Annotated in this window: 20 protein-coding genes and 1 pseudogene; 11 read left to right on the forward strand and 10 right to left on the reverse strand. The window is 42.7% G+C overall.

The annotated features are described in order from the left end of the window. Positions 1-22: 22 nt before the first annotated feature. On the reverse strand, positions 23-799 hold the full coding sequence (locus RGE70_RS06600) for a hypothetical protein (RefSeq protein WP_310470710.1): 777 nt from the start codon (positions 797-799) through the stop codon (positions 23-25). Between the two features lie 228 nt (positions 800-1,027). Between RGE70_RS06600 and cysB the strand changes: the two genes are divergently transcribed. Continuing rightward, positions 1,028-2,002, forward strand: coding sequence for an HTH-type transcriptional regulator CysB (gene cysB, locus RGE70_RS06605; protein ID WP_310470711.1), 975 nt, complete (start codon positions 1,028-1,030; stop codon positions 2,000-2,002). A gap of 108 nt (positions 2,003-2,110) precedes the next feature. Here cysB and RGE70_RS06610 read toward each other — a convergent pair whose 3' ends face one another. Further along, positions 2,111-3,487, reverse strand: a complete 1,377-nt coding sequence (locus RGE70_RS06610) for an L-serine ammonia-lyase (RefSeq protein ID WP_310470712.1) — start codon at positions 3,485-3,487, stop codon at positions 2,111-2,113. A 380-nt stretch (positions 3,488-3,867) separates the two neighbouring features. Between RGE70_RS06610 and nagZ the strand changes: the two genes are divergently transcribed. Next, on the forward strand, positions 3,868-4,881 hold the full coding sequence (nagZ, locus tag RGE70_RS06615; RefSeq protein ID WP_310470713.1) for a beta-N-acetylhexosaminidase: 1,014 nt from the start codon (positions 3,868-3,870) through the stop codon (positions 4,879-4,881). Between the two features lie 78 nt (positions 4,882-4,959). Then, positions 4,960-5,499, forward strand: a complete 540-nt coding sequence (ycfP, locus tag RGE70_RS06620; RefSeq protein WP_310470714.1) for an alpha/beta hydrolase YcfP — start codon at positions 4,960-4,962, stop codon at positions 5,497-5,499. 734 nt (positions 5,500-6,233) lie between these two features. On the opposite strand, the gene RGE70_RS06625 is transcribed toward ycfP, so the two are convergent. Next, a complete protein-coding gene (locus RGE70_RS06625) occupies positions 6,234-6,977 on the reverse strand; it encodes a hypothetical protein (protein ID WP_310470715.1) in 744 nt (247 codons plus the stop codon). A gap of 300 nt (positions 6,978-7,277) precedes the next feature. Continuing rightward, positions 7,278-8,177: a LysR family transcriptional regulator gene (locus RGE70_RS06630; RefSeq protein ID WP_310470716.1), complete on the reverse strand. Its 900-nt coding sequence runs from the start codon at positions 8,175-8,177 to the stop codon at positions 7,278-7,280. 106 nt (positions 8,178-8,283) lie between these two features. Between RGE70_RS06630 and RGE70_RS06635 the strand changes: the two genes are divergently transcribed. After that, the gene (locus RGE70_RS06635) at positions 8,284-9,252 is read left to right on the forward strand and encodes an MBL fold metallo-hydrolase (RefSeq protein ID WP_375087936.1); all 969 of its coding nucleotides are present in this window, start codon (positions 8,284-8,286) and stop codon (positions 9,250-9,252) included. A gap of 198 nt (positions 9,253-9,450) precedes the next feature. On the opposite strand, the gene RGE70_RS06640 is transcribed toward RGE70_RS06635, so the two are convergent. After that, on the reverse strand, positions 9,451-9,789 hold the full coding sequence (locus RGE70_RS06640) for a cytosolic protein (RefSeq protein WP_310470718.1): 339 nt from the start codon (positions 9,787-9,789) through the stop codon (positions 9,451-9,453). A 699-nt stretch (positions 9,790-10,488) separates the two neighbouring features. Here RGE70_RS06640 and RGE70_RS06645 point away from each other — a divergent pair. After that, positions 10,489-11,475 carry a hypothetical protein gene (locus RGE70_RS06645; protein WP_310470719.1) on the forward strand — a complete coding sequence of 329 codons (987 nt, stop codon included), beginning with the start codon at positions 10,489-10,491 and terminating at the stop codon, positions 11,473-11,475. Positions 11,476-11,746: 271 nt separating this feature from the next. On the opposite strand, the gene RGE70_RS06650 is transcribed toward RGE70_RS06645, so the two are convergent. The 3 genes from RGE70_RS06650 to RGE70_RS06660 all read right to left on the reverse strand — a co-directional run bounded on the left by RGE70_RS06650 (position 11,747) and on the right by RGE70_RS06660 (position 16,911). After that, positions 11,747-12,760 carry a peptidoglycan binding protein CsiV gene (locus RGE70_RS06650; protein ID WP_310470720.1) on the reverse strand — a complete coding sequence of 338 codons (1,014 nt, stop codon included), beginning with the start codon at positions 12,758-12,760 and terminating at the stop codon, positions 11,747-11,749. Between the two features lie 2 nt (positions 12,761-12,762). After that, entirely contained in the window at positions 12,763-16,236 is a 3,474-nt protein-coding gene (gene mfd, locus RGE70_RS06655) for a transcription-repair coupling factor (protein ID WP_310470721.1), read from the reverse strand. Positions 16,237-16,326: 90 nt separating this feature from the next. Then, positions 16,327-16,911, reverse strand: a complete 585-nt coding sequence (locus tag RGE70_RS06660) for a hypothetical protein (RefSeq protein WP_375087909.1) — start codon at positions 16,909-16,911, stop codon at positions 16,327-16,329. A gap of 206 nt (positions 16,912-17,117) precedes the next feature. On the opposite strand from RGE70_RS06660, the gene RGE70_RS06665 reads away from it, so the two are divergent. The 6 genes and pseudogenes from RGE70_RS06665 (at position 17,118) to RGE70_RS06685 (ending at position 22,954) form a co-directional block, all read left to right on the forward strand. Next, positions 17,118-18,341 (forward strand): lipoprotein-releasing ABC transporter permease subunit, encoded by a 1,224-nt coding sequence (locus RGE70_RS06665; RefSeq protein WP_310470723.1) that lies wholly within the window; start codon positions 17,118-17,120, stop codon positions 18,339-18,341. A 10-nt stretch (positions 18,342-18,351) separates the two neighbouring features. After that, entirely contained in the window at positions 18,352-19,047 is a 696-nt protein-coding gene (gene lolD, locus RGE70_RS06670) for a lipoprotein-releasing ABC transporter ATP-binding protein LolD (protein WP_310470724.1), read from the forward strand. Further along, a complete protein-coding gene (lolE, locus tag RGE70_RS06675) occupies positions 19,047-20,297 on the forward strand; it encodes a lipoprotein-releasing ABC transporter permease subunit LolE (protein WP_310470725.1) in 1,251 nt (416 codons plus the stop codon). The genes lolD and lolE overlap by 1 nt, the downstream gene beginning before the upstream one ends. 578 nt (positions 20,298-20,875) lie before the next feature. Beyond that, a pseudogene (locus RGE70_RS18575) lies at positions 20,876-21,325 on the forward strand (methyl-accepting chemotaxis protein); the annotation flags it as partial. Between the two features lie 42 nt (positions 21,326-21,367). Beyond that, complete coding sequence (locus RGE70_RS18580; RefSeq protein WP_445655073.1) at positions 21,368-21,745, forward strand: CZB domain-containing protein; 378 nt, start codon at positions 21,368-21,370, stop codon at positions 21,743-21,745. Between the two features lie 279 nt (positions 21,746-22,024). Next, positions 22,025-22,954 (forward strand): M14 family metallopeptidase, encoded by a 930-nt coding sequence (locus tag RGE70_RS06685; protein ID WP_310470727.1) that lies wholly within the window; start codon positions 22,025-22,027, stop codon positions 22,952-22,954. A gap of 117 nt (positions 22,955-23,071) precedes the next feature. On the opposite strand, the gene RGE70_RS06690 is transcribed toward RGE70_RS06685, so the two are convergent. Together RGE70_RS06690 and RGE70_RS06695 are read right to left on the reverse strand one after the other, a co-directional pair. Next, the gene (locus tag RGE70_RS06690; protein WP_310470728.1) at positions 23,072-23,629 is read right to left on the reverse strand and encodes a VOC family protein; all 558 of its coding nucleotides are present in this window, start codon (positions 23,627-23,629) and stop codon (positions 23,072-23,074) included. A gap of 57 nt (positions 23,630-23,686) precedes the next feature. Further along, the gene (locus RGE70_RS06695; protein WP_310470729.1) at positions 23,687-24,190 is read right to left on the reverse strand and encodes a L,D-transpeptidase family protein; all 504 of its coding nucleotides are present in this window, start codon (positions 24,188-24,190) and stop codon (positions 23,687-23,689) included. Between the last annotated feature and the right edge of the window lie 33 nt (positions 24,191-24,223).

Genomic DNA, 24,223 nt, shown 5'->3' on the forward strand with positions numbered 1-24,223 from the left:
TGGCTTGCTGTTAACCAAAAACCTACCACTTACGCTTTGGTTGGAACAACACATCAATATCATCTTCGTCTGCTTTAGGCTCTGGTACCTGAGGTTGCGCTTTCTTTTGTGCTCCTGCAATTTCTTCTAGCATTTTTTTAGCTTCATCGACTTTTTTAGCAATAAAAGGGTCGTTAGGAGTTTGTGCCTTAATAGTATGTAGCGTTGTGAGCGCTTTAGTTACCATTTGTTTTGCAGAGCCATATTGCTTCATAAAGCAAGCTGCTCTGCCTCGCGCTAACATGGATTCGACGTTGATCCTTAACTGCAGGCTGTCAATGCGTTGTTCTTCTTGGCTAAAAACAGCCGGGTTGACTCGCCCCTTATTGTGTTCAGAGCGTAGAATGGCCTTCATCTTCTTGAGTGTTTGAACGAGTGTGAGGATCTGTCTATCGTTATCAGGTAACCTAAATAACTCAATTGATGGATCTGTTTTTGGAGTGTTAGTGAGGGTGTCTATTTGACCGCGCAAATCAAAAAGTCGACGTTCATAATCATTTTTTTGCCCATTAGCTAAAGTTGCAGCACTTGTCAGTGCGTCTTCCATTCGTTTATAGAGCACAGTAATAATACTGTTAGAGCAAGGAAGTAGTCCGGTGTTGGAAAGGACATTTTCGGTTTCATCAATGATAGCTCTTTGCCGCGCAAGTTCAGTGCGTCTTAGGGCTTCAGCGCGTGCCTTTTGCTGTTGAAGGATGCTAGCGCCGATGATAAGTAGCAATAATGCACCGATCAAAACAAAGACTAAAGCGATAATCATATTGGACCCAAATATTTTTATATATGGCATCAATGCTACTATAAATCAACATTCTAGGATAGCAATCTTCATAATGGATTGAGGAATATCAGTTCGCACAAAATGACAATTGTGGTATATTCCATTTGATTTAATTATTTTGTTACATTATAACGAATTAATATACTTTCTAGCATCATCATTTATGAATGAATGGATCTGTAAGCCTACCAAAGAGAAGGACTAAAGATGAAGTTGCAGCAACTTAGATATATTGCAGAGGTCGTGAATCATAACCTCAATGTTTCTGCGACCGCAGAAAATCTATATACTTCTCAACCTGGTATTAGCAAGCAAGTTAGAATGCTTGAAGATGAACTTGGGATCCAAATTTTCGGCCGAAGTGGTAAACATCTTACGCATGTAACTCCCGCAGGCTTGCAAGTAATTGGTATTGCTAATGACATTCTAGGTAAAGTCGAAAGTATTAAAAAAGTTGCTGAAGAGTACACTAAGCCAGATCAAGGCGAGCTCAATATTGCGACCACAGATACTCAAGCAAGATATGCATTACCGCATATTATTCAAGGGTTTATTGAGAGATATCCGAAAGTAAATTTGCATATGCATCAAGGCACACCGTCACAAATAAGTGAACTGGCTGCACGTGGGGATGCCGATTTTGCTATTGCAACAGAGGCTATGCATCTTTATAGCGATTTAATCATGTTGCCTTGTTATCACTGGAACCGCTCGATTGTTGTGACTCGTGGTCACCCATTAGCTTCTCGAAGCCATATTAGTATTGAAGATCTAGCTCGATTTCCACTAGTAACCTATGTGTTTGGTTTTGACCGTGCATCAGAAATTGAAAAATCCTTTAACCGTGCCGGTCTTGAGCCTCGAGTAGTGTTTAGCGCAACTAGTGCCGATGTACTGAAAACGTATGTGAGGTTAGGGCTTGGAGTCGGCGTGATTGCTTCTATGGCGATTGATGAGAACATGGATAAAGATTTGGTCGCAATTGATGCCAGCCACTTGTTTGCTCATAGCACAACTAAAATTGGCTTTAGGAAGGGCAACTTCTTAAGAACCTACATGTACGATTTTATGGAGCACTTTGCTCCGCACTTAACCCGTAGCGTGGTTGAGAAAGCGGTTTCGTTAAGAGATGCGCAGCAGATTGAAGCGATGTTTGAAGATATTGAACTTCCCGTAAGGTAATCATTATCTGGGGAGTGAGTCTTGAGGGGAAAGCCAGCCCTAGTTTTTTTCTCAAGCATTAAATTAAAAAAACCTCGCTATTGCGAGGTTTTTTATTTTACTACAGCGTTAACACTCTACGATATTAACGGCTAAACCACCTTTAGCGGTTTCTTTATATTTACTGCGCATGTCTTTACCGGTATCCATCATCGTTTTAATGACTTTGTCTAACGATACCTTATGGTTACCATCACCACGCATTGCCATACGAGACGCGTTAATCGCTTTAACTGCCCCCATTGCATTACGTTCAATACAAGGCACCTGTACTAGGCCACCTACGGGATCACAGGTTAAGCCCAAGTTGTGCTCCATGCCTATCTCTGCTGCATTTTCTACGTGCTCAACCGTACCGCCCATAATTTCAGTCAACGCCGCCGCAGCCATTGAGCAAGCTACGCCCACTTCACCTTGGCAACCGACTTCAGCACCAGATATTGAAGCATTCTTTTTATATAAAATACCAATTGCAGCAGCGGTTAATAAATAACGACAGCAAACGTCCATATCGACTTCTTGGACAAACATGTCGTAATAACATAACACGGCAGGAATAATGCCAGCAGCCCCATTTGTGGGTGCCGTAACGACGCGATCACCTGCAGCATTTTGCTCATTTACTGAGAGGGCAAACAAATCGACCCAGTCCATCGCGGTAAAAGGGTCAACCACACTTTTTCCTTCCGCTTTTAAACGTCGGTAAAGCGACGGCGCACGGCGGCGAAGTTTTAATCCACCAGGTAAAATTCCCTCTTTTTGATATCCTCGCTCAACGCAAGTTTTCATGGTTTGCCAAATATGCCACAGTCTAGTTTGTATCGAGTCAGCGTCTGCAATACTCAGTTCGTTGGCCATCATTAATGACGAAATGCTAAATCCATTTTCAGTACACTGTGCCAGTAACTGCTCGGCTGAACCAAAATCAAAAGGGGCAGATTTTATTGGGGCTGCAGGTGAGGCGTCTTGGGCTTGGATTTCATCTTCATCTAGAATAAAGCCGCCACCCACAGAGTAATAAGTACGTTGGTAAATGCACTGACCATGAGAGTATGCATATAGTGTCATGGCATTAGCATGTGCTGGTAAGCTTTTACGTCGGTGAAAAGTAATGCCATTCGCCCGTGAAAATATTACTTCACGGCCATCACGCAGGATTAATTTTTCTCTGTCATTAACTGCCTCTAATATGGCATCAATTTTATCGGTATCAACGGTATCGGGCGCTTCGCCCATGAGCCCTAAAATAACGGCTTTGCCAGTGCCATGACCTTTTCCGGTTTGCCCTAATGAGCCAAAGAGTTCAGCACGTAATTCATCAAAGGAGCTGGATAGCTCTTGTTGGTTGATATCATTAATAAAGATGTTACCCGCTTTCATCGGGCCAACAGTGTGAGAGCTTGATGGGCCAATGCCAATCTTGAACATGTCAAATACACTAATCATGCTAAACCTTTGTTGAGCTAGTTATAGTTATTACCAATGAGGCTAAGATCACTCCCACTTTCAGGCATCTATTTTTGATTGCTATCTGCTGATGACCTTGAGAGAAAACTTACACTTAATGTTAATCTTAGCTGCTAGAATAAATTGGTGAAAAAAGTATCCCACACTTTTGTTTGTAAACGAGCATTAGATATTTTTATAGGTGTAAAAAGCATTAGTTAAATTAATGATAAAGACGCCATTTTGTGGCGTTGCATATAATTGCTAAATATGGGGCAACCCTTATTTAACCTGCCGTTGAGATTGATTTTTATGCTTGGTGTGTTCTAATTTACATTAGTTACAGAGCATATTTTTAGATTATGAAATTTTGAGGTGATATGAGTTATTTGATGCTAGATCTTGAATCAACATTTTTAAGTGATGCAGAAGCTGAGCAACTCGCTCACCCAATGGTTGGTGGCCTTATTCTGTTTAGCCGCAATTACACTGACCGCCAGCAACTCATTAAACTCGTCAAATCAATTAGAGCAGTACGGGCTGATATATTAATTGCAGTGGATCAAGAAGGTGGCCGTGTTCAGCGTTTTAAAGATGACTTTACGTTATTGCCGGCAATGGGCGATATTCTTCCTGCTGCCGAAGGTGACTTATCGTTAGCAACAGCATGGGCGACTGAATTAGGTTTTTTAATGGCGGTTGAGTTATTAGCCGTTGACGTTGATTTAAGTTTTGCGCCTGTTCTCGATCTCAACGGTATTAGTCAGGTGATTGGTAAGCGTAGCTTTAGTGACAATAAAGCTGAAGTTGAAACACTAGCAAATGCATTTATTTCCGGTATGGAACAAGCGGGTATGGCAAGTGTGGGTAAACATTTTCCGGGACATGGCAGCGTAGCTGCGGACTCTCATATTGCCAAGCCTGTTGATTCACGCTCAAAAGAGGTGATTTTTGCTAACGATATGCAACCTTTTAAAAATTTGATAGCCAACAAACGTCTACAAGGCATTATGCCTGCCCATGTAATTTACCCTAAGGTGGATCCGAATCCAGCGGGCTTTTCAAGTTATTGGTTACAAGGTGTCTTACGCACCGAGCTTAAATTTAATGGGGTGATTTTTTCCGATGATCTTGGGATGAAAGGTGCATCTGTTGCCGGAGGATATTGTCAACGGGCTCAAGCTGCTCTTGATGCGGGCTGTAACATGATTTTAGTCTGTAATGATAGTGCTGGTGCCACTGAAGTGTTGCATGGGGTTCAGTGGCCTACAGGTACACCAGCAGTTACTGCTAGCATGTTAAAACCGGATGTTACCGCCGTGACACACGCCCTGCAAGACAGTGACCGTTGGCAGAAAGCGCAAATTATCGCCCGCAATATTTTGAACGATTAAATTATCACAACGAACTGGCTAGCACAGTTTGATAGCTTTGCTAAAATTAATGCACGCTTATAGGAAGAGGCTTTTTAAATGATCCTGTATTTACATGGGTTTGATGCTACTAGCCCTGGTAATCACGACAAAATGCGCCAGTTACGTTTCATCGACGAAGACGTACGCTTGGTCAGTTACAGCACGTTACACCCTAAAAACGATATGCAATACTTGTTGAATGAAGTCAAAAGGGAGCTTAGTTCTTCTGATGATGATTCACCATTGATTGTCGGGGTGGGATTAGGTGGCTTTTGGGCTGAACGAATAGGCTTTTTAAATGGCATAAAGTCAGTGCTGATTAACCCTAACTTGTTTCCGCAGCGAAACATGGCTGGAAAAATTGATCGGCCTGAAGAGTATGCCGATATTGCAAATAAGTGCGTCAGTGGTTTTAGAGATCTTAACCGTAAAAAATCACTGTGTATTCTTGCTCGTAATGATGAGGTCAATGATAACGTGTCGATTGCGCAAGCGCTGCAAGATTTTTATTCAATTGTGTGGGATGAAGAAGAGACACATAAATTTATCTCGCTGGCTGCACAGCTCAATGGCATTAAAGCGTTTAAAACGAGTTAGCTTGCTTTAACATTCCCGAAGGCAATTAGGTTTGTTGTCCAAACGAAATGTATGCCATCGGCAGAATATAGAAACTTGTTAGAAGCAAAGCATCGTATCAATTATCACATCATTGGGTATTGCATTAATGTCAGCCTCCACCAATATAATGGAGGTCTGACACCACATGGAACTGAGCAAAATACGTGAAGACTCTAAAGCCCAGAGCCGTGTTAGTTGTCGACTGTAGCTATAACGCCACCCTGCGGCTCCGCCCAGAGTCGTTATAGTGTATCTGGTTATTTATTACAGCTTGGTGAGCACACATAGCGTCTAGTAAGCTGCAATACTGAATTGGTGAAACATTAAAGTGATTGTAGTGACATGCTAAATACGCGCTTAACCACCTCATCTTTCAGTTACATTGCAATTTTATAGGTGTATAGCAAAGTGTGGAAAGCCATATCAAGCTAGTGACGTTTGCTCTGGAACCTCGATGGAGTAGTTGCATATTCCTAACTTGTAATTAATGGTATGACGGTTAACTACAACCCGGTTGAATGCGGGTGTTTTATTGATATCATCCAAACTCATAAAATCCACGACAACTTTCAGGTTCAAAACTTGTGGAGCCAGCACTCTCACGAAGTCAAAGCAGTATTTGCCCACATTTATAGTAACTAAAGAGTAACTAAAGAAATAAATCATTCAGGCACAAAAAAGCCCTGCTGACAGGGCTTTTGCTTATATAGGTGTTACCAAATCCACTTAACGGTTAAGCGGTACGCGAAATCATCCACCCCTGACCCACCAAGTGAATATTCAGTTAGATCTGATGATGCGTTATAGGTCACTGCTGCCTGAAAATTGAATATTTCGCCAGCAATAGGAAGCACTTGAGATACGGTTAATGTCACCGGTACATTCCAATTTTCTGAATCGAAATCGTACACGGACTCCGATTGGAGTGATATTGTACTACCTTGACTGAACATTTTTGCTAGCACCGGTTGAATCGTCATTACTTCTTGACCACCGGCTACGTAGTTAAAGTTTAATGCTGTAGCCACTGTTGGGGTCATCATGCGGAAATAGATCCCCTGAACACCGGCAGACCAATCGTCAGTGGCATCTGAAGTCGGAGCCACTGCAATAATTCCACCTGCAACCACGCCATCTGAAGGGTTGCTAATTTTAGGCGTAAACAGAATTGACTGAGTGATATTACCTAAGTCATAAGAGTCACCATCTAACGACGTCAGAGGTACGATTGTACGTCCAACCACTCCGTAGTTTTCGGTACCTTCAAAAGAGTATACAGGTTGAAGATTTATAGTCTCTAGAGAGCCGATATCAGTGCCTTGATAGTTGTACTGAATTGGCAACATACCGACGTCAGACATTGGGTTTACGAGTTCTTTTTGTATGTCTGATACTGATAGTTCAGACGAGATTACAGATGTGCTCATAAGTGCAGCAGTAAGCAATAGTATTTTCATCGAACGCTCCGTTGTTTTTATGTGGCAATACTAAGTTTGGTAATCTTAGGAGAAATAAGATGAAAATGACAGGAAGTTCTGCTTATTTAGTGTTTTTTGGGTGGTGATTTTGTTTGTTTGAGCTTGAGTAGGTAATTATCTGTATTGAACATTTGCTAAAGCGAGATTTTCCATGCCCCAAGTAACTCATGCTTTGCCAAAATGGAATAATAGTAACTCTGTTTTGTTCTGAACGGGTTCGGGGCTTAACTATTTCAGCCTTATGCTCTACAAGCTAAATGGTCGTTGACCTTATTTTAGTCATTGTTTTTTTGCAAACTCATCGACCAGAAAATCAATCAGTTTATGGACGCGCTTTGCAAGGTGCTTGCGGGACTGGTAAAGGATGTTTATCGCTACATCATCCATCACGTATTCCTCAAGCAAAAGGGTTAACTTATGTTGGTCAATGTAAGGCTGAACGATTACAGATGGCAAACACGTGACTCCCTCACCGGCAAGAGCTGCCTCTAACAGCACCATAACGTCATTGGATTTGAATTGACCTGACACCGGCACCTGTATGGGGTGTTCTGTATTTGCATCCGAGTTATTGCGCAGACACCAGTTACTACCCAGATTGATGTGCAGTAGACAATTATGAGCGACTAGGTCGCTAGGTTTAGTGGGTATGTTATGGCTTTTCAAATAACTTGGTGCAGCACAAACTAATGAGTGGCAAGTAGTTAGTTGGCGAGACACCATCCGCTGATCTTGTTCTTTTCCTATCTGGATAACAATATCAAAAGGCTCTTTTGCTAAGTCAATACATCGCTCAGTAAGTATAATTTCTACCGAAATTTTGGGATAAATTGAGATAAATTGGCGTATTAATTTTGCGATATGGGATTGCCCAAAAGACACACTACAAGCGACTCTAATCAAGCCTTGAGGTTCAGCATCCTCTCCGCTTGTGATATGTGTAACGCTATCGTTTAGTGATAAAATTTGTCGATAATATGGTAGGACATCTTCTCCCGCACTGGTTATTTGCAATCTTCTTGCATGCCGGCTCAGTAATGTCATACCCAAGCTCTTCTCAAGTGCTGCGAGGTGTCTTGTTGCCATGGATCTTGACATCTCCAGTTTACCAGCTGCTGCGGTTAAGCTGCCTAAATTGACCACTTCTACAAACACGCGCATTCCTGTGATTTTATCCATAACACTCTTAACTGTTCGATTTATGCAACTCAATGTAGCATGAAAAGTGGTTTATTCGTGCATTTAAAGAAACTACCATAGTTTTAACTCACAATTAGGGAACTCAATCATGTCTAAGTTTTTAACTAATTTAATTGCCACTTGTTGTCTTTTGAGTTCAAGTGCATTCGCACAACCTTTGACTCCAGACGATCTGGCGGGGTGTCCATCTGAGACTATCAACGCCGCATTTTCTGAATTTGGTCGCACTGGCAAAATGGATAGAGAGCTTAACCGTTGGCTGAGAAACCCAGAAGCACAGTATATTAAACCTTATGAGGCATTTGATAATGTCTATTATGTCGGCGTGTGCTGGGTGTCATCTTGGCTTATAAAAACAGATGACGGTGCAGTTTTGATTGATACGCTCACGGGGCCTTTTTCTGAGCAGCTCATTCGCAATATAGAGAGTGTGGGCGTAAAACCAGAGGATATTAAATTGGTCCTTATGACGCATGGACACTTTGATCATACCGGTGGCGCCAGTCATCTGAAAGAGGTCACTAATGCTCAGTTTGTTATGTCACAAGAAGGCTGGCTAGAGGCTTTTGAAGATGTAAATAAACGACCAAAAGCCTATTGGAACAGTCGCTTTTTAACTGAAGCGGATATCGTTGCTAAAGATGGAGATGTGTTCACCGTGGGAGGCAAGGAGTTTACATTGTTGAGTACTCCTGGTCATACTTGGGGAACGGCCTCTTATGTATTTGACGTTCAAGATGGCGAAAATACATATCGAGCTATCTCGATTGGTGGCTTAGGGTTAAATGCTATAGATGGGCCAGAACAGGTTGAAGCTTACATCCAAAGCATCGAGCGAATTGAAGAACTCGTAAATGCGAGTGAGCAGCCAATCTCAGTTCATCTCACTGCACATCCTTTCAGCAATGGTATGACAGAAGCGAGTAAACTTATTGACTCTAGAGGAGATGGCGAACAGCATCCCTTTGTTGACAAGCAAGGCTTAATTGAGCAACTACACACGCTTAAAAAAGGCGCCGAAGAACGCTTGGTATTAGAGAAACAGAAACAATAACTTTTGCTACTTCTTTAGCAGTAAACGACTCCCTAGTCGCTAGCTTTGCTGTGGAGGATGTAAGGTACTTTTTTCGTCAATTTAGTGGTTTAGTGCACTTGTACTAAACCACTTTTGTTCAGAAACAGGCTCGTGGCTGACAATTTTTCCCATTTATTGCTGGGCCGCGCTTTGCTGATTGCAACTTACTGAATAATTTCAGTCCATTCGGGTAATAAAGGTTTGTGCTTCATCTACAAAAGCGACAAAGCCGCCGTGATAGATAAACACCCGGCCACGCCCCTCAACTACGCAGGCAAGCTGTGGATTCAAATCTTCTTCGTAATCTTGACTTTGAAAGGTGCCAGTATCGGTGATTACGCCGCTGAGTGTCGGCAAATATCCATAAGTACGTTTAGCTTGATCAATTAGGCTCAATTCGCTGGTGCTAGAGAAGGATCTGGGGATCTCACCGGCTTCTTCAATAAATAGAGTGTTCAGTTCTTCAAAAGCTGTAATCACAAGCCAGTCGATGCCGTTAACATGATGGATAAACATAGAGTTTCTCGGTAATTCTGATGCTGAGATTTTATCACTATCAGAGCTGAACCTAGTAGTGATTTAGTGGCTAAAGGCTGTTATTCGGTGCCATTACCGCACATTCACTAGATCAACTTGAAACACGTTTTCCCCAAATCGGGCTGGGGGCTAACTGTCCTTTGCTCCTTTATGTGTTATCTCCTGCAAATTGTCCTATGCAGATACCAGTTAAGAATAAGCCTGAAAATTTCGATAAAGAGTTACTTTAGAGTTTTATTGAGTTGGTAAGCGCTGTAATGAAAGTTGTTGAGAAAAATATTGCTAAGTTAGAGCCAAGAATAAAAGCGCTGTAGAAATTATACTGCCCATCATTAATGGCACGAGTTTTCGCCTCCGACTAAGTTTGCTTGATAAGTTGTAGTTGGAGCCGCAAATATCACGCCCTAGAAGAACCCTGATTAGTCTTGAAGACGCACCTTATTACCATTACCGCAGTCGAGTGAAGCGGCATAGTTAATTTGGCTACCTAGCTAGAGGTTGATATTCCCTCAAAAAATACCCTGTCATTTGTGTGTGAACTTGCAGCCATGTACTACTATCTAGGTAGGTTTTCTGTCCGGTTTAAGTGATTTTTTGCAGGCACAAAGCTTGCTAAAGTTTTTGTAAATACATTGTTTGGGTTTTGCACGTTAATATTATTCATACAGGGAGTTGATTATGTTTACCAACAGGGTGTTACTAGAAAAATTTAGGTTGACCGTTATTAGAGTGATTTTTTTATTTGGATGTATTGTGTTGTTGGTATTCCATAGTCCAGTTCACGCGGATGACGGTGATGTTCGAACAGAGTTGTTGAAAGCATTGGAACTACAGTTAAAAGTGACCAATAGTTTGGGGCGGACCGACTTATCTTCATCACTTGAAAGTGCTATCCAGGCCGTGCATCTTGCAAGTGATGCTGAGCTTAATCAAGATGAGGGGATAATTGAGGGGATAAAAAATTATGGAGATAGCCTGCAAAAACTCGAAACGTCGATTCAAGCAGCATCGGAGGTAGCAGACACTCAATCTTTTGAGGCACAGTCTTCCTATACGAGTTCTGAATACCTACAAGAGAGTATTACGCCTCCGGCTTACTTTGATGGCGGTAGCACTGGTACACAATGTACACTTTTTGCTGATGCAACAAAAGGTGAGCGCAATAATTCTGATCTCGTACTTGATGCACAGATTGCTCTTGGCGTCGCAAAAGTCGCTTGGGCCGGGGTTGAAGTTGCCTGCGGGTTGGATGTTGTGCAGATTGGGACTGTTGGCGTTAGTTTTGCTGTCTGCGAAGTCGCAGCATTGCTTGTAGCTAGCTCTGAAGAAATTGTTAATGGTTTTTTGAGGTGTGATGAGACGGTTGATGAGGCACATCTAGATGCTGCATTTATACGGGCTGAAGACAACTTTAACCTTGGGACTAACATACACGATGACTTAGTGGATCACGACATAAACATCAATGCTAACCTTGTGGAGCATGATCTTAACATTAGTAGTCAGTTAGACTTACATGACCATGAAATTAAAGGTCTTATTTTAAGAGTTATTGCTAACCAAAGAGAAATTATCAAGCTTTTAAAAACACCGCAGGGTAAACGGCCGGACTGGAACCAAGGGGGCAAAGAGGGCAAAGAGGACAAAGGGAATCAAAGGAAGTGAAACAACTCCAGCAATATAATTGCCTTTACAGTTCGGCCCCAGAAATAGCTGTACCTTTGGTTTTATTTTAAAGCCATGGTTGGGCTTACTAGATTGGTTTGAGAAAGGGTCGACACTGACTAATGTTGATAAGGTGTAAGTTGAGAAAGATGAAGCCTTTAAATCTTTTTGATTTTGGGTTACCAGCTTTAAGCTATCACAGGGTATATAGGCTGAATAAGTTAATAGTTTGGACCTATTCAGCCTGTGGTTATCACATTTAAGGCGTGTATTAATTTAAAAATATACTCGCTTCATCAATGCTGCTGACGGTTTCAATTTTCTGCATTTCAGTTTTTATTGATGGGTGCTGCATTTTTCTTATCTGAATAATCATGCCCATTTTGGGGTGATCAAAATAGTGTACTTCATTACTGCGCACGCGCCTGTTTTGTTGCATTGCAATAGAGTACAAGAAGGGGCTAGTGACTGATTCGTTTTGCGTTGTTAACTGATTGCCATTGATATCCGTCGTATCGTGCTGGGTTAACGTCATTGTTTTTTGCCCTTCTTCACGCAAATTAAACGCGGTTTCGATAAACAGGTAATGCTCAAGGTAGATATTGATTGTGCCATCGAATTTCCAGACCGGTTGCTTGGGCTGTGCTAATAAACCGCTGCTCATAAAATCAAACTGCGGTAATTGATCAGTGAGGTTTCTTACCTGTAACGGTTGCCCATTGGGCTCATATTTGTCGGCATAGTCATGGCCTGTAAACAGTTTAACTGGAATGGCTTGGTTTCTTGGCACCATCGATTGTTGCCATGCCATATGCAACAGACTGTTATGACCTTGTTCTTTCTTTAAAGTCGCAATAATGTCGTTAAATTGACTCTGACTTTCAGCTAATAGCACTGGTCCTTCACCTAAGTAGGCGGTGGCAGGTTCGGTCGCTGCAACTGTCATCGGCACGGCGGCTTTGGCTTTTACTTGATTGGTGGGTTTTAGCTGTTCATTACAATTAAGGCTGTCGGTTGCCCAATCGGTAGAGGTACAGCCATTTAGCCCCATATTGAGCGCCGTTAAGTCAGTGCTTATGAGTGGTGTGATAAAGTCGACGGTTTTACGATGGCGCGACTTAATGGCGGTTTCAGGCCATTGTTCTACAGTGTTTGTGTTATGTTCAAACAGGTAAATCTCGACTTCAAACCAGCGCTCTTCTTGGGCTAAAGCCGTGGTAGAGAGACTTGATATGATACTCGCGGCAAGGGCGAGTATCAGCTTGTTTGGGGATAGTCTAAACACAGTTATTCTCCAGTGCGATGTTGAGACAACTGCTCAATCAATAGTTTAATGAGCGCTAGCCTGTCTTTGGCTGATTCAGATGGCATGCTAAATTTTAGCTTGTTGGGGCCATCCATTCGATATATTTGTGGCTGATTTTGCAATAAACCAATAATAAAGGTCGGGTCGACTTTATTGTTTTCGCCAAACTCTATGCTACCACCTTTAGCGTGCATTTCGATTTTCTTCAAACCAAGTTGTGTGGCAAGGTGTTTATAGAGCGTCAATTCCATTAGGTTTTTAGTCGAGTCGGGCAGCATACCAAAACGGTCAATGAGTTCGACTTTAAGCTCGTCGACGGCTTTTTCTGTTTTACAGTTAGCGATGCGCTTATAGAGCGACAGGCGCATATTAACATCACTGACATAATCTTCAGGTAATAAGGCCGGTACGCGCAGTTCTATTTCGCTCTGTTGACGTAGCATGTGATCGAGCGACGGCTCTTTACCATCTTTTAGTAATTTTACGGCTTCTTCGAGCATCTCCATGTAGAGCGTAAAGCCTACCTTGGAGATATGACCGCTTTGCTCATCACCGAGTAGTTCACCGGCACCACGAATTTCTAGATCTTGAGTTGCCAACATAAATCCGGCACCTAGATCTTCTAAAGCACCGATGGCTTCTAATCGTTTTCGGGCATCTTTGGTTAAACTTTTGGTATGTGGAGTCAATAAATAAGCATAAGCTTGATGGTGCGAGCGGCCAACACGGCCACGTAATTGGTGCAACTGGGCTAAACCAAATTTGTCGGCGCGTTCCATGACAATAGTGTTGGCAGAGGGCACATCAATACCGGTTTCAATAATGGTGGTACAGACTAATACATTAAAGCGCTGGTGGTAAAAGTCAGACATAACACGTTCTAGTTCTCGCTCACGCATTTGACCATGAGCGGTTACGACCCGCGCCTCTGGGAGTAAGTCGCTTATTTCAGCTGCTCTTTTTTCAATAGTTTCAACGTTGTTATGTAAAAAGTATACTTGGCCACCGCGTAATATTTCACGCAGTAAGGCTTCTCGGATAGTGGCTTCGTCGTACTCGCGCACAAAGGTTTTAACCGCTAATCGTTTTGCTGGTGGCGTTGCTATAATCGATAAGTCACGCATACCCGACATGGCCATATTTAAGGTACGTGGGATCGGCGTGGCGGTGAGCGTTAAAATATCAACATTGGCGCGCAGGGCTTTGATCTTTTCTTTTTGGCGGACGCCAAATCGGTGCTCTTCATCAATCACTAGCAAGCCAAGGTTTTCAAATTTAGCGTCTGACTGCAGTAATTTATGAGTCCCGATCACAATATCGACTTTGCCATTGGTTAAGTCTTTCATGACTTGCGTTTGTTCTTTAGTTGTTTTAAAGCGAGACATCACTTCAATTTTAAACGGCCAATCGGCAAAGCGGTCTTGGAAGTTTTCAAAATGCTGTTGAGCAAGCAGGGTAGTTGGTACCAAAATGGCCACTTGCTTGCCATCATTAACAGCAACAAATGCTGCGCGCATGGCGACTTCGGTTTTACCAAAGCCAACGTCACCACAGACTAATCGATCCATGGACATTGGAGTGCGCATATCTTCTATAACCGCTGATATGGCATTTTCTTGATCAACCGTTTCTTCATAAGGGAAGCTGTTGGCAAACTGGGCGTATTCTTCTTGGTCAATATGACAAGCGTCGCCTGGGCGCGCTTGTCTGCGGGCGTAAACATCTAACAGCTCTGCGGCAACATCGCGGATTTTTTCAATCGCTTTACGCTTGGCTTTTGACCAAGTTTCATTGCCGAGCTTGTTGAGGTTAGCCTCTTCGTCTGGCCCTACACTATAGCGACTGATTAAATGCAGTGATGAGACCGGTACATAGAGTTTGTCGCCTCCGGCATACTCAAGTACTAGGTACTCTGCGACTAAGCCACCGGTATCTAATGTTTCTAAGCCTTGGTAGCGTGCTACTCCGTGGTCGAAATGCACAATTGGTTGGCCGACTTTTAATTCTGCAAGGTTTTTTACCAGTGCATCGCTGCTGATCTGACGTTGCTTATCACGGCGACGGCGTTGTGAAATACGTTGGCCAAACAGTTCTGTTTCACAAATTAGGCTAAACTTGCCGCCGGTTTTTTTCTCAATGACACAGCCTTGTGACATTGGCGATACAATGAGCCCAACCTTGGTTTTACTGCTCGCATAGTCATCAAAGTGGTTAAATAGGGTCGGTTTTAGCTTAATTTTATTGAGCAGTTCAACCAGCGCTTCACGGCGACCTTCAGACTCGGCGCTAAACAGCATTCTTTGACCTAAAGCGGCGTATTGTTCAAGCAGAGCTAACGGTTGTTTTAGCTTATGGTTGGCGGTTAAATCTGGTAGCTTTACTGCGCTAGCATGGGTTGCCGTTCCATTGAAACCGTCTGTTTTAAGTTGATATCTTGGAAACTCTTTAAAGGCGCTAAAGATCTGTTCAGTTAGTAAGTAAAGCTCTTGTGGGCTCAGTAAAGGGCGCAGTGGATCGACGCGTCGGTCTTCATAACGGGTCTCAACTTCATGCAGGTGAGCTTTAGTTGCGGTTTCAATGTCACCAACAGTAACTAACTGGGTTTGTTTGGGTAAATAATCGAATAGGGTAGCGGTTTCATCAAAAAAGAGAGGTAAATAATTTTCAATACCGGCAGGCATGGTCTTTTTACTGACCATTTGATAAATCGAACCCGGTTCTTTAACTAATACTTCAAAACGACGACGATAGCGCTGCCTAAAGCCTTCAATGGCGGTGTTGTCGGTTGGAAACTCTTTAGCTGGGAGCAGTCTAACCGACGGTAATTCAATACTAGAACGTTGAGTTTCTGGGTCAAAATGGCGGATAGACTCCACTTCATCGTCAAATAGCTCTATTCGAAAAGGCTTATTTGAACCCATTGGAAAAATATCGATGATTGAACCACGAACAGCAAACTCACCATGCTCGTAAACTTGCTCAACGGCATGATAGCCGGTGTTTATCAACTGCTCTCTTACATCATGCAATTGATATTTGTCGCCCTTTTCTAAAATGAGTACGTTGCCGGTCAAAAATGACTGTGGTGGCAGTTTAACCATCAAAGTCGAAATTGGCACAATCACCACACCCTGCTGCGCCTGCGGGATCCTCGACAGTGCTTCAAGCCGTTGCGAGACAAGATCTTGATGTGGAGAAAAACTGTCATAGGGCAGGGTTTCTCTATCGGGAAATAGCCATATAGCAATCGATGCTTCACTTAGCAGGTAAGCTAACTCTGATTCGAGTGCAATCGCACTGGGGGTATCTGCAGTTACTACAAAAGTAACCCCCTTATATTGCTTAGCAATGTTAGCGATAGTTAGCGCTTGAGCAGCGCCACCAAGAGTACACAGCGTTTGTGCTAATTTAGCACCTTTGACGGCTGGTGGAGTCAATACAGAAAATGCATTCATTGAGGGCGGGGAAACGAGTCCAATAACAACAAAGTTGCTTGGTATTGTAGTGGCTTGCGGTCACTCTGGCCAGTTAAAACTCGTTTTAGATTACTGCGATAGCTGACGTGATTTAAGTTGTTTCTGTTGTAAGCTCAAGCTCGCTTTCACCAGTTGTTCAACATCAGTGTCTTGAATTACCGTAAAAGCCAGTTCAATGCTAAAGGCCTGTGGTGCGTTGTCATCACTGTTTGGTAGCAAGGTACAGCTTTGCACCGTTGCAAAACAAAGTAGCGCTACTAATTCCGCCTTGATGTGCAGGCTCACTTTAAATTCACTGCCTACAGTAAACGCTTCATCGGCTGTGACTCTAATCGAGCTTCCGCCAAAGTGGCTGCCAATGTAATGCTTACCTTCATATTCTTCTTTGCCAATCACATGTTGTAAAACCATATCTATTTTGCGTGACTGCAGTTTCATAAACTCGACAATGGTTTTAGCTTCATCATCAAAATGTCTAAGCTGGAGGAGGCAGTCGGCTTCAAGAGATTTAATATCACTCATTAGTTGTAAACTGGGCGGGCGCATTAAGCTCAATTGTGCAGGCGTTGGGCGGGTAAAGTTGCTATCACAAGCACACAAATAAACGTCAAACGGGTGATTAATACTAAAATAGGCGCTAGAGTCATTGAACAATGGTTTTGCCTCTTGTCTTTAGGGGGGAATACCCCTATTATCATGCGCATCTTTATGATTTAGCAAGGTTAGAAGCATAATCGCTTCCTGTTTATTATTTCTTAGAGTATCGCTGAACATTATCGTCAGGTATTTGCGCATTTATAGTACAGTAAAATACTGCGATTTTGGTATCAGATTCAAATCGTTATCATGTGGGTTGTTTAATGAATCTTTCATTATCTTTTTTTATTGGTTATCGGTATTGGCGAGCAAGAAAAGCCAATGCTTTTGCATCTTTCATTACCATTTTTTCGGTGTCGGGTATTTTACTTGGCGTTGCAGCGCTAATCGTGGTTAGTTCTGTGATGAACGGTCTTGAGGGGCAACTTAAGCACCGTATTTTGGGGGCTGTACCACAATTAACTGTGCAAACTGAAACCGCCTTAGATAATTGGCAACAAGACGTTGTTAACTTAAGTGCAATAAACGGGGTGCAAGGAGTAACACCTAATGTTTCGACGCAAGCGATGCTGCAGTCTGCTTCCAATATTGGTGCTGCGCAGCTTTACGGTGTGTATCCAGAGCGTGAGAAAAGCCTGCTCAACATTCAGCGTAATATTTATTCTGGTCAGCTTGATGAATTAAAGCCGGGTAAGTACCAAATTATTTTAGGCACCGAACTGGCACGTACATTGGATCTTTCTGTCGGCGACAAAGTCAGAGTATTAAGTGGCGACGGGGTGGTTTATTCGCCGTTTGGGCCTATCCCAAGTCAACGAAAATTTACTGTGATTGGCGTGTTTGAAGTTGGTTCGCAAGTCGATGCCACCGTTGGCTTTATTCACCATGATGACGCGCAACGCTTAATGCGACAACAACCAGGTGATGTTAAACAGCTGCGGATCTATCTTGATGATCCTTTTACCGCGCCAGCTATCACGCCTAATGTCGTTAACTATTTTTCGCAGCCGGTGACGACCACCGATTGGCGTGACTCCTACGGTCACCTATTTGGCGCGGTAAAGATGGAAAAAAACATGATGTCGTTAATGTTGAGTCTTATTATTGCGGTCGCAGCGTTTAATATAGTCTCTGCGCTTGTGATGATGGTTGTCGATAAAACGACCGATGTGGCAGTGTTAAAAACCCAAGGCTTAACGACCACTAATGTTATGGCAATTTTCATGATCCAAGGCTCGCTCAATGCCATTATTGGCCTGATCACTGGTGTTGCGGCCGGCGTGCTATTAACTATTAATTTAAATGAGATAACCAATGCGCTTGGTATATCCATTCTTGGCGCGGGTCAACACCTACCGGTTCAACTTGAATTGAGTCAACTGAGTACCATCGTGATTGGTACACTGGTGATGACTTTATTAGCGACCATATACCCAGCGCTTAGAGCCGCAAATGTTCAGCCTGCCACCGCCCTTAGATACGAATAGTGAGTTAACAATGAATTCAGAATTATTGCTAAAAGTCAGCAATGTGAGCAAGTGCTATAACGATGGTGCGGTTGAAACCCAGGTGTTGCACAGTGTTGATTTAGAAGTTTTTAAAGGCGAGCAGCTTGCGATTGTAGGCAGTTCAGGCTCGGGCAAAAGCACCTTACTGCATATTATGGGGACGCTTGATAAACCTTCAACGGGCAATGTTACTATGCTTGACGAAGATCTTTATCAGTTGTCGAGCCAGCGCCAAGCACAAGTGAGAAACAATAGCCTTGGTTTTATTTACCAGTTCCATCATTTATTACCTGAGTTTACCGCACTTGAGAATGTGTCGATGCCAGCGCTTATTCAGGGTAAAAAACGCAAAGAAATTGAACGCAAAGCCACTAATTTATTGCAAAGAGTGGGTTTGGGGCACCGTTTAACTCACACGCCTGCAGAAATGTCGGGTGGTGAACGTCAGCGGGTTGCTATTGCAAGAGCATTGATAAATGACCCTAAACTGGTATTAGCAGACGAGCCAACAGGTAATCTTGATGCGAACAGTGGAGAAGCGGTGTATGAGTTGATCACCGAGCTGGTGGCGCAACTTGGTACTGCATTTGTGGTGGTGACTCATGATCAAAAGCTTGCTGCCAGAATGGACAGACAACTGCATATGAAAAATGGCCACTTGGTGGATGCCAAGGAGCTGGTTTGATGAAAATGTTGTTAGCAATGCGGATTGGCTGGCGCTTTTATATGGCAAGGCAGTCAAACCGTTTTATTAATTTTATTTCGTTTGCGTCAACTGCCGGTATCGCACTTGGTGTAGCGGTGCTGATTATTGTTTTGTCGGCGATGAATGGTTTTGAAAAAGAGTTAGAAGAGCGGCTACTAGGCGTTGTCTCCCATGGAGAGTTAGTGGGCGTTAACGAGCCAATTCATCATTGGCAAGATATTGTCGCTGACGCCAATAAAATTGAAGGTATTGTTGCGGCTGCGCCTTTTATACGTATGCAAGGTTTAGTACAAAAGCCCGGTGGCTTTCAAGGGCTAACGGTATTAGGTATTGATGTTGCACAAGAAGCCAACGTATCCAATATTCACCATTTTATGTCAGATAAAAGCTGGCAGAGCCTACAAAATGGCAGTGTTAATAATATTGTTTTGGGCAAAGGCTTAGCGAAAAGTTTAGACATTAGTGTTGGGCAGTCCATTAGCTTATATATGCCTAACAATAGTGCGGGCGGTAATAAAATTGCTGCGGCTAAAAGTCATCGTTTTGTGGTGTCGGGCATTTTTGAGCTCGGTGGTGAACTTGATACCACAACGGCCTATGTGTCTATGCAATATGCGGCGCAGTTGTTGAAATTGGAACAAAACGTATCTGGTATACGCGTTAAAGTTGAAAATGTGTTTCAAGCGCCAATGTTAATTCGCGACCTTGGTTTTAGTCAGCAACAATATGTATATATTACTGATTGGACGCGCACCCAAGGGCATTTATACCAAGATATACAGCTGGTTAGAATGGTGATGTATCTTGTACTAGCATTAGTTATAGCGGTTGCTTGTTTTAATATTGTATCAACGTTAGTCATGGCGGTACGCGACAAGCAGTCTGAGATCGCGATATTACTCACCATGGGCATGAAGAAAACTGCTGTAATGTTAATCTTCATCGTTCAAGGTGCGCTTAATGGTGTTTTGGGTTGTATGATTGGTGGCAGTATTGGCGCTGTGATTGCCGTTAACTTAAGTGCAATTGCCAAAGGGGTAGAATCAATTTTAGGGATCCAGTTATTATCTGCAGACATCTACTTTATTGACTTTTTACCGTCAAAACTGCTGGCAAGTGACGTTATTACCGTGGTGTCATTAGCGTTATTAATGAGCCTGGTTGCAACGTTATACCCAGCTTGGAAAGCAAGTAAAATACAACCCGCACGAGCATTAGCAGGCCGATAAAGGCTATGTGTTAGCGGTGTTTTTACGCCGCTATTTTATGTTTACGTATTAGAGTGATAGCGGCCGTTATCACTTCTCTTTCCCCACTGTTTATAAGCCATCTTAGTTTGAGTATTTTTGCAAATTGTACGCAATGGCATACTAGGCTAAGGTTTTCATTAATTAGCTAATTTTGTATCAACTTCATATTTTTCAATGTGGTACACATTTTTAGCTACAAATCTATGTTAAATTTTAGCTAGTTAATGCCAGTGAGCTATTCGCTGGCATTTTATGTTATTGCGGCTGGCATGTTACTTAAATCAATATGCTAGGTTTTACGCGCTATGTTTGCTAAACACTTTTGGAACCCATAGACCATGTTTATGTCTAGAAAATTAAAACTTGAAAACGAAGCGTTGACAGCAGAGTTAGCAGCGTTAAAAAAACAGTCTCAACTTGAAATTAATGATTTAAAAAGTCAGCTCGCAGCAGCGTCGATACAATTGCAAGCTACTGAGGAAAAGTGCGACTTAGGCACCAAGCTCATGTTGAGTAGTTTGAAGGGTAATGCCATGCTTGATGCCATTAGGGCAGAGATGGCAACCAGTGCTGGTTCACTTTCTCATGAAAATCAAGAGCTTAAATTGCTCGACGATGTGTTCCAACAAACACATCAAGCTTTGTCTCGATTAGAAACGCGATCAGGTAATATCAGTCAACAAGCCAATAACAGTTTAGCCGCTGCCACCGTGCTTGATGATAGCGCTAAATCAATCAGTCAACTTGTTTCAACGATTCAAGAAATAGCCGCCCAAACTAATTTGCTGGCACTTAATGCTGCGATTGAAGCTGCTAGAGCGGGTGAAGCGGGTCGAGGTTTTGCTGTTGTTGCTGGTGAAGTTAGAACCCTTGCGGGTAAAGCCCATAGTGCTAGTGAACAGATTGACTCAATGATTAACCAAGTGATTGATCAAGTTGGCACGATTAAAAGTTCTATTGATGACAACTTTGTTTGTGCTGAAGAAGTGTCTGTTTCATCGGCTCAAATTAGCACGATTGTAAATGAAATTATTGTTAAATCTGAACATATGCAAAATGTAATAAACGTTGCAGCCACTCGAGCATTTTTAGATACTTTGAAGCTGGATCATGTGGTCTGGAAAAATAATGTTTATACACTGCTTGAAAACCAGACATTTAATCAAGTCGTTAATGACCATACAGAATGCCGATTAGGCAAGTGGTATTACCAAGGATATGGGCTTCAATACAAAAACCTTCGTAGCTATTCTTTATTAGAAGAGCCGCATAATTTAGTGCATGCCCATGGTGTAAATGCGATGAGCTATGGTGAAAGCAATGAGAAAGTGAAACTGATTAACTCGGTTAATGCGATGGAAGAAGCTAGTCTTAAGGTTGTTCAGCACCTTGATGGCTTGATGGAAGACATTCTAAAATCTAAATAGATGTTAACCGTTATTTCTATAAAGTGAGGTGAGCGAGAACCGTTTACGGCGCTCACATTTGCCTTGTAAAGGTCATTCGCTTTACTGCACTGTCTATTTATTCATTTTCTTTCGTTGCTTGTTAGCTTGTATGCAACACCGGCTTAATTCATAAACTGGCACTATTAATTTTACTGACAAAATGTAGATTGAATTTATGTTGGTCGGTGTTTATGCTGCGTTACTTTAAGCTACATAACAATACTTTACCTGCGCCTGCGTAACGAGAAGGACTAATCTATGAGCTCCACACAAGACAACCCACAAGCCTATCCAATAGGCACCCCAGGTAAAAAATGGGATGAGGCCGACAAGTCTGCTTGGCTGGCAATGCAATCTGTTAAACGCTCTTATCAAGAGTTGGTATTGAGTAAAGTGTTAGCGCTAGGTGAAACATTTACGTTAGAGCAATATGGCGCCTTGTCATATGATCCAAATAAATACCCACTGTACGCGATTAAAAGCAATGATTGGCAGCCCAATAAGCCGATTGTTTTAATCACTGGTGGAGTCCATGGTTACGAAACGAGTGGCGTGCAAGGGGCAATCCGATTTATGGAAACCCAAGCACAGGCTTATGCTAAACATTTTAATATCGTGCTCATTCCTTGTGTGAGCCCTTGGGGATTTGAAACTATAAACCGTTGGAATCGTGCTGCGATAGATCCGAACCGTTCATTTGTTGATAACAGCCCAGCCGAAGAGTCAGCGGCGCTATTGGCTTATTTGGCACCGATTAATGCTGATATTTTTGCGCATATCGATCTGCACGAAACAACCGATACCGACAACAGCGAGTTTAGACCAGCATTGGCGGCAAGAGATGCTTCGGTACATGACAACTGGAACATTCCCGATGGTTTTTATCTAGTTGGCGATACCATCAATCCGCAACCGGCTTTTCAAAAAGCGATTATTGCATCTGTGGCCGAGGTGACTCATATTGCCCCTGCAGATGATAATGGTAAATTAATTGGCGTTGATATGACACAGTTTGGTGTTATCAACTATGCCACTAAAGCGCTAGGTTTGTGTGCCGGGCTGAGTGGCGCTAAATATGTTTCTACCACTGAAGTTTATCCTGACAGTCCATTAGTTAATGACGAAAATTGCATTGTTGCACAGGTGGCGGCTATTACTGGTGGTTTGGATTATTTAATCAGTTTATAAAAGTGTAGCGGATCATATACGCGGCTATAGGCTCTTTGTTTACTGCCTTGATTGGCGGCTTAAGCTGAAACGCGCACTTTGTCGCTGGGATAAAAGTGCGCTAAGTCACTACCGCGGTTATGTTTCAGATGCAATAACGGCTTTAATGCCATGCGGGTGTACTTTGACGCACAAGCCATGTTTTTTGAAGGCAATGGTTGGGTTAGCGAGTCGCTCTTTATCACCCTTTGGTGAGCTCATTTTAACGGTAATATCGGTTTTGCCTGCGATGACAGCAGCTAATGATGGCACCACATTAATTAACTGTTGGCTCAGTGATTCACAATCTTCAGCGTTACAGTTAAAAACCAGTTCTACGTGCTCCCAGCCCTCTTGCGGGTAGGCTTTATTTCCAGGATAAGGCAGCTCCACACAGTCGATGGGGTTATCATTGAGTCGTAGCGGGGTGTCGAGCTCAATGATCAGAATTGGCCGGCCATTAATGATGTTATTTGAAATGATTTTTCCACGCTGCTCAAACTCACTTCTTAACGAGTCTGCCGCTTGCACTGTATTGACGCGTAAGGCTGTGTGATCGATTGGTAGATTTAGCTTATCAAGGCCCAATTCAGCCATCAAAGCGGCGATTGAGCGACTAAATTGCGGCCAGCTTTGGTGTAATGGCGCGTACATCATTAAGGTAGATCCTGAGCGTGATTAAAGTTAATACGGATAAAAGTGTTCGTTTGGTCTTTATGGCCAAATTTCAATGGGAGTACCGCTGTCGATAGCACGCCATAGCTCATCCATTTCTACGTTAGTGACCGCAATGCAGCCATCAGTCCAATTATACTTTTGAGCCTCAATCGGGCTTAGGCTGGAGTTAGGGTTTTCACCGTGGATCATAATTTGGCCACCGGGCTTAATCCCTAAAGCGTTAGCCCGTAATTTATCTTCGTCATTGGGGTATGAGATATGAATGGCGCGGTAATAAGCACTGTCTGATTTTTTATAATCGAGTATATAACGTCCCTCTGGCGTGCGTTGGTCGCCTTCGGTTAGTTTGTGGCCTTTAGGGTTGTCGCCCATCGCAATATGGTAGGTTTTTAATATTTTACCTTTGCGTAAAATTGACAAGGTCGCTTTAGATTTGGTCACAACGACTAGATCGGCTTTGCTACTGGCAAATGCGAGGCTGGGGCTGAAGTGGCAAAGAAGAATAGAAAAAGTCAGTATGGAATAATAAAAAAAGCGCATTAAAAAACCTGAAAACCTGTCGTAAGCATGTGT

Origin of the sequence: Shewanella youngdeokensis (genome assembly GCF_033180165.1) — a bacterium.
In the GTDB taxonomy this organism is placed as follows: Bacteria; Pseudomonadota; Gammaproteobacteria; order Enterobacterales; family Shewanellaceae; genus Shewanella; species Shewanella youngdeokensis.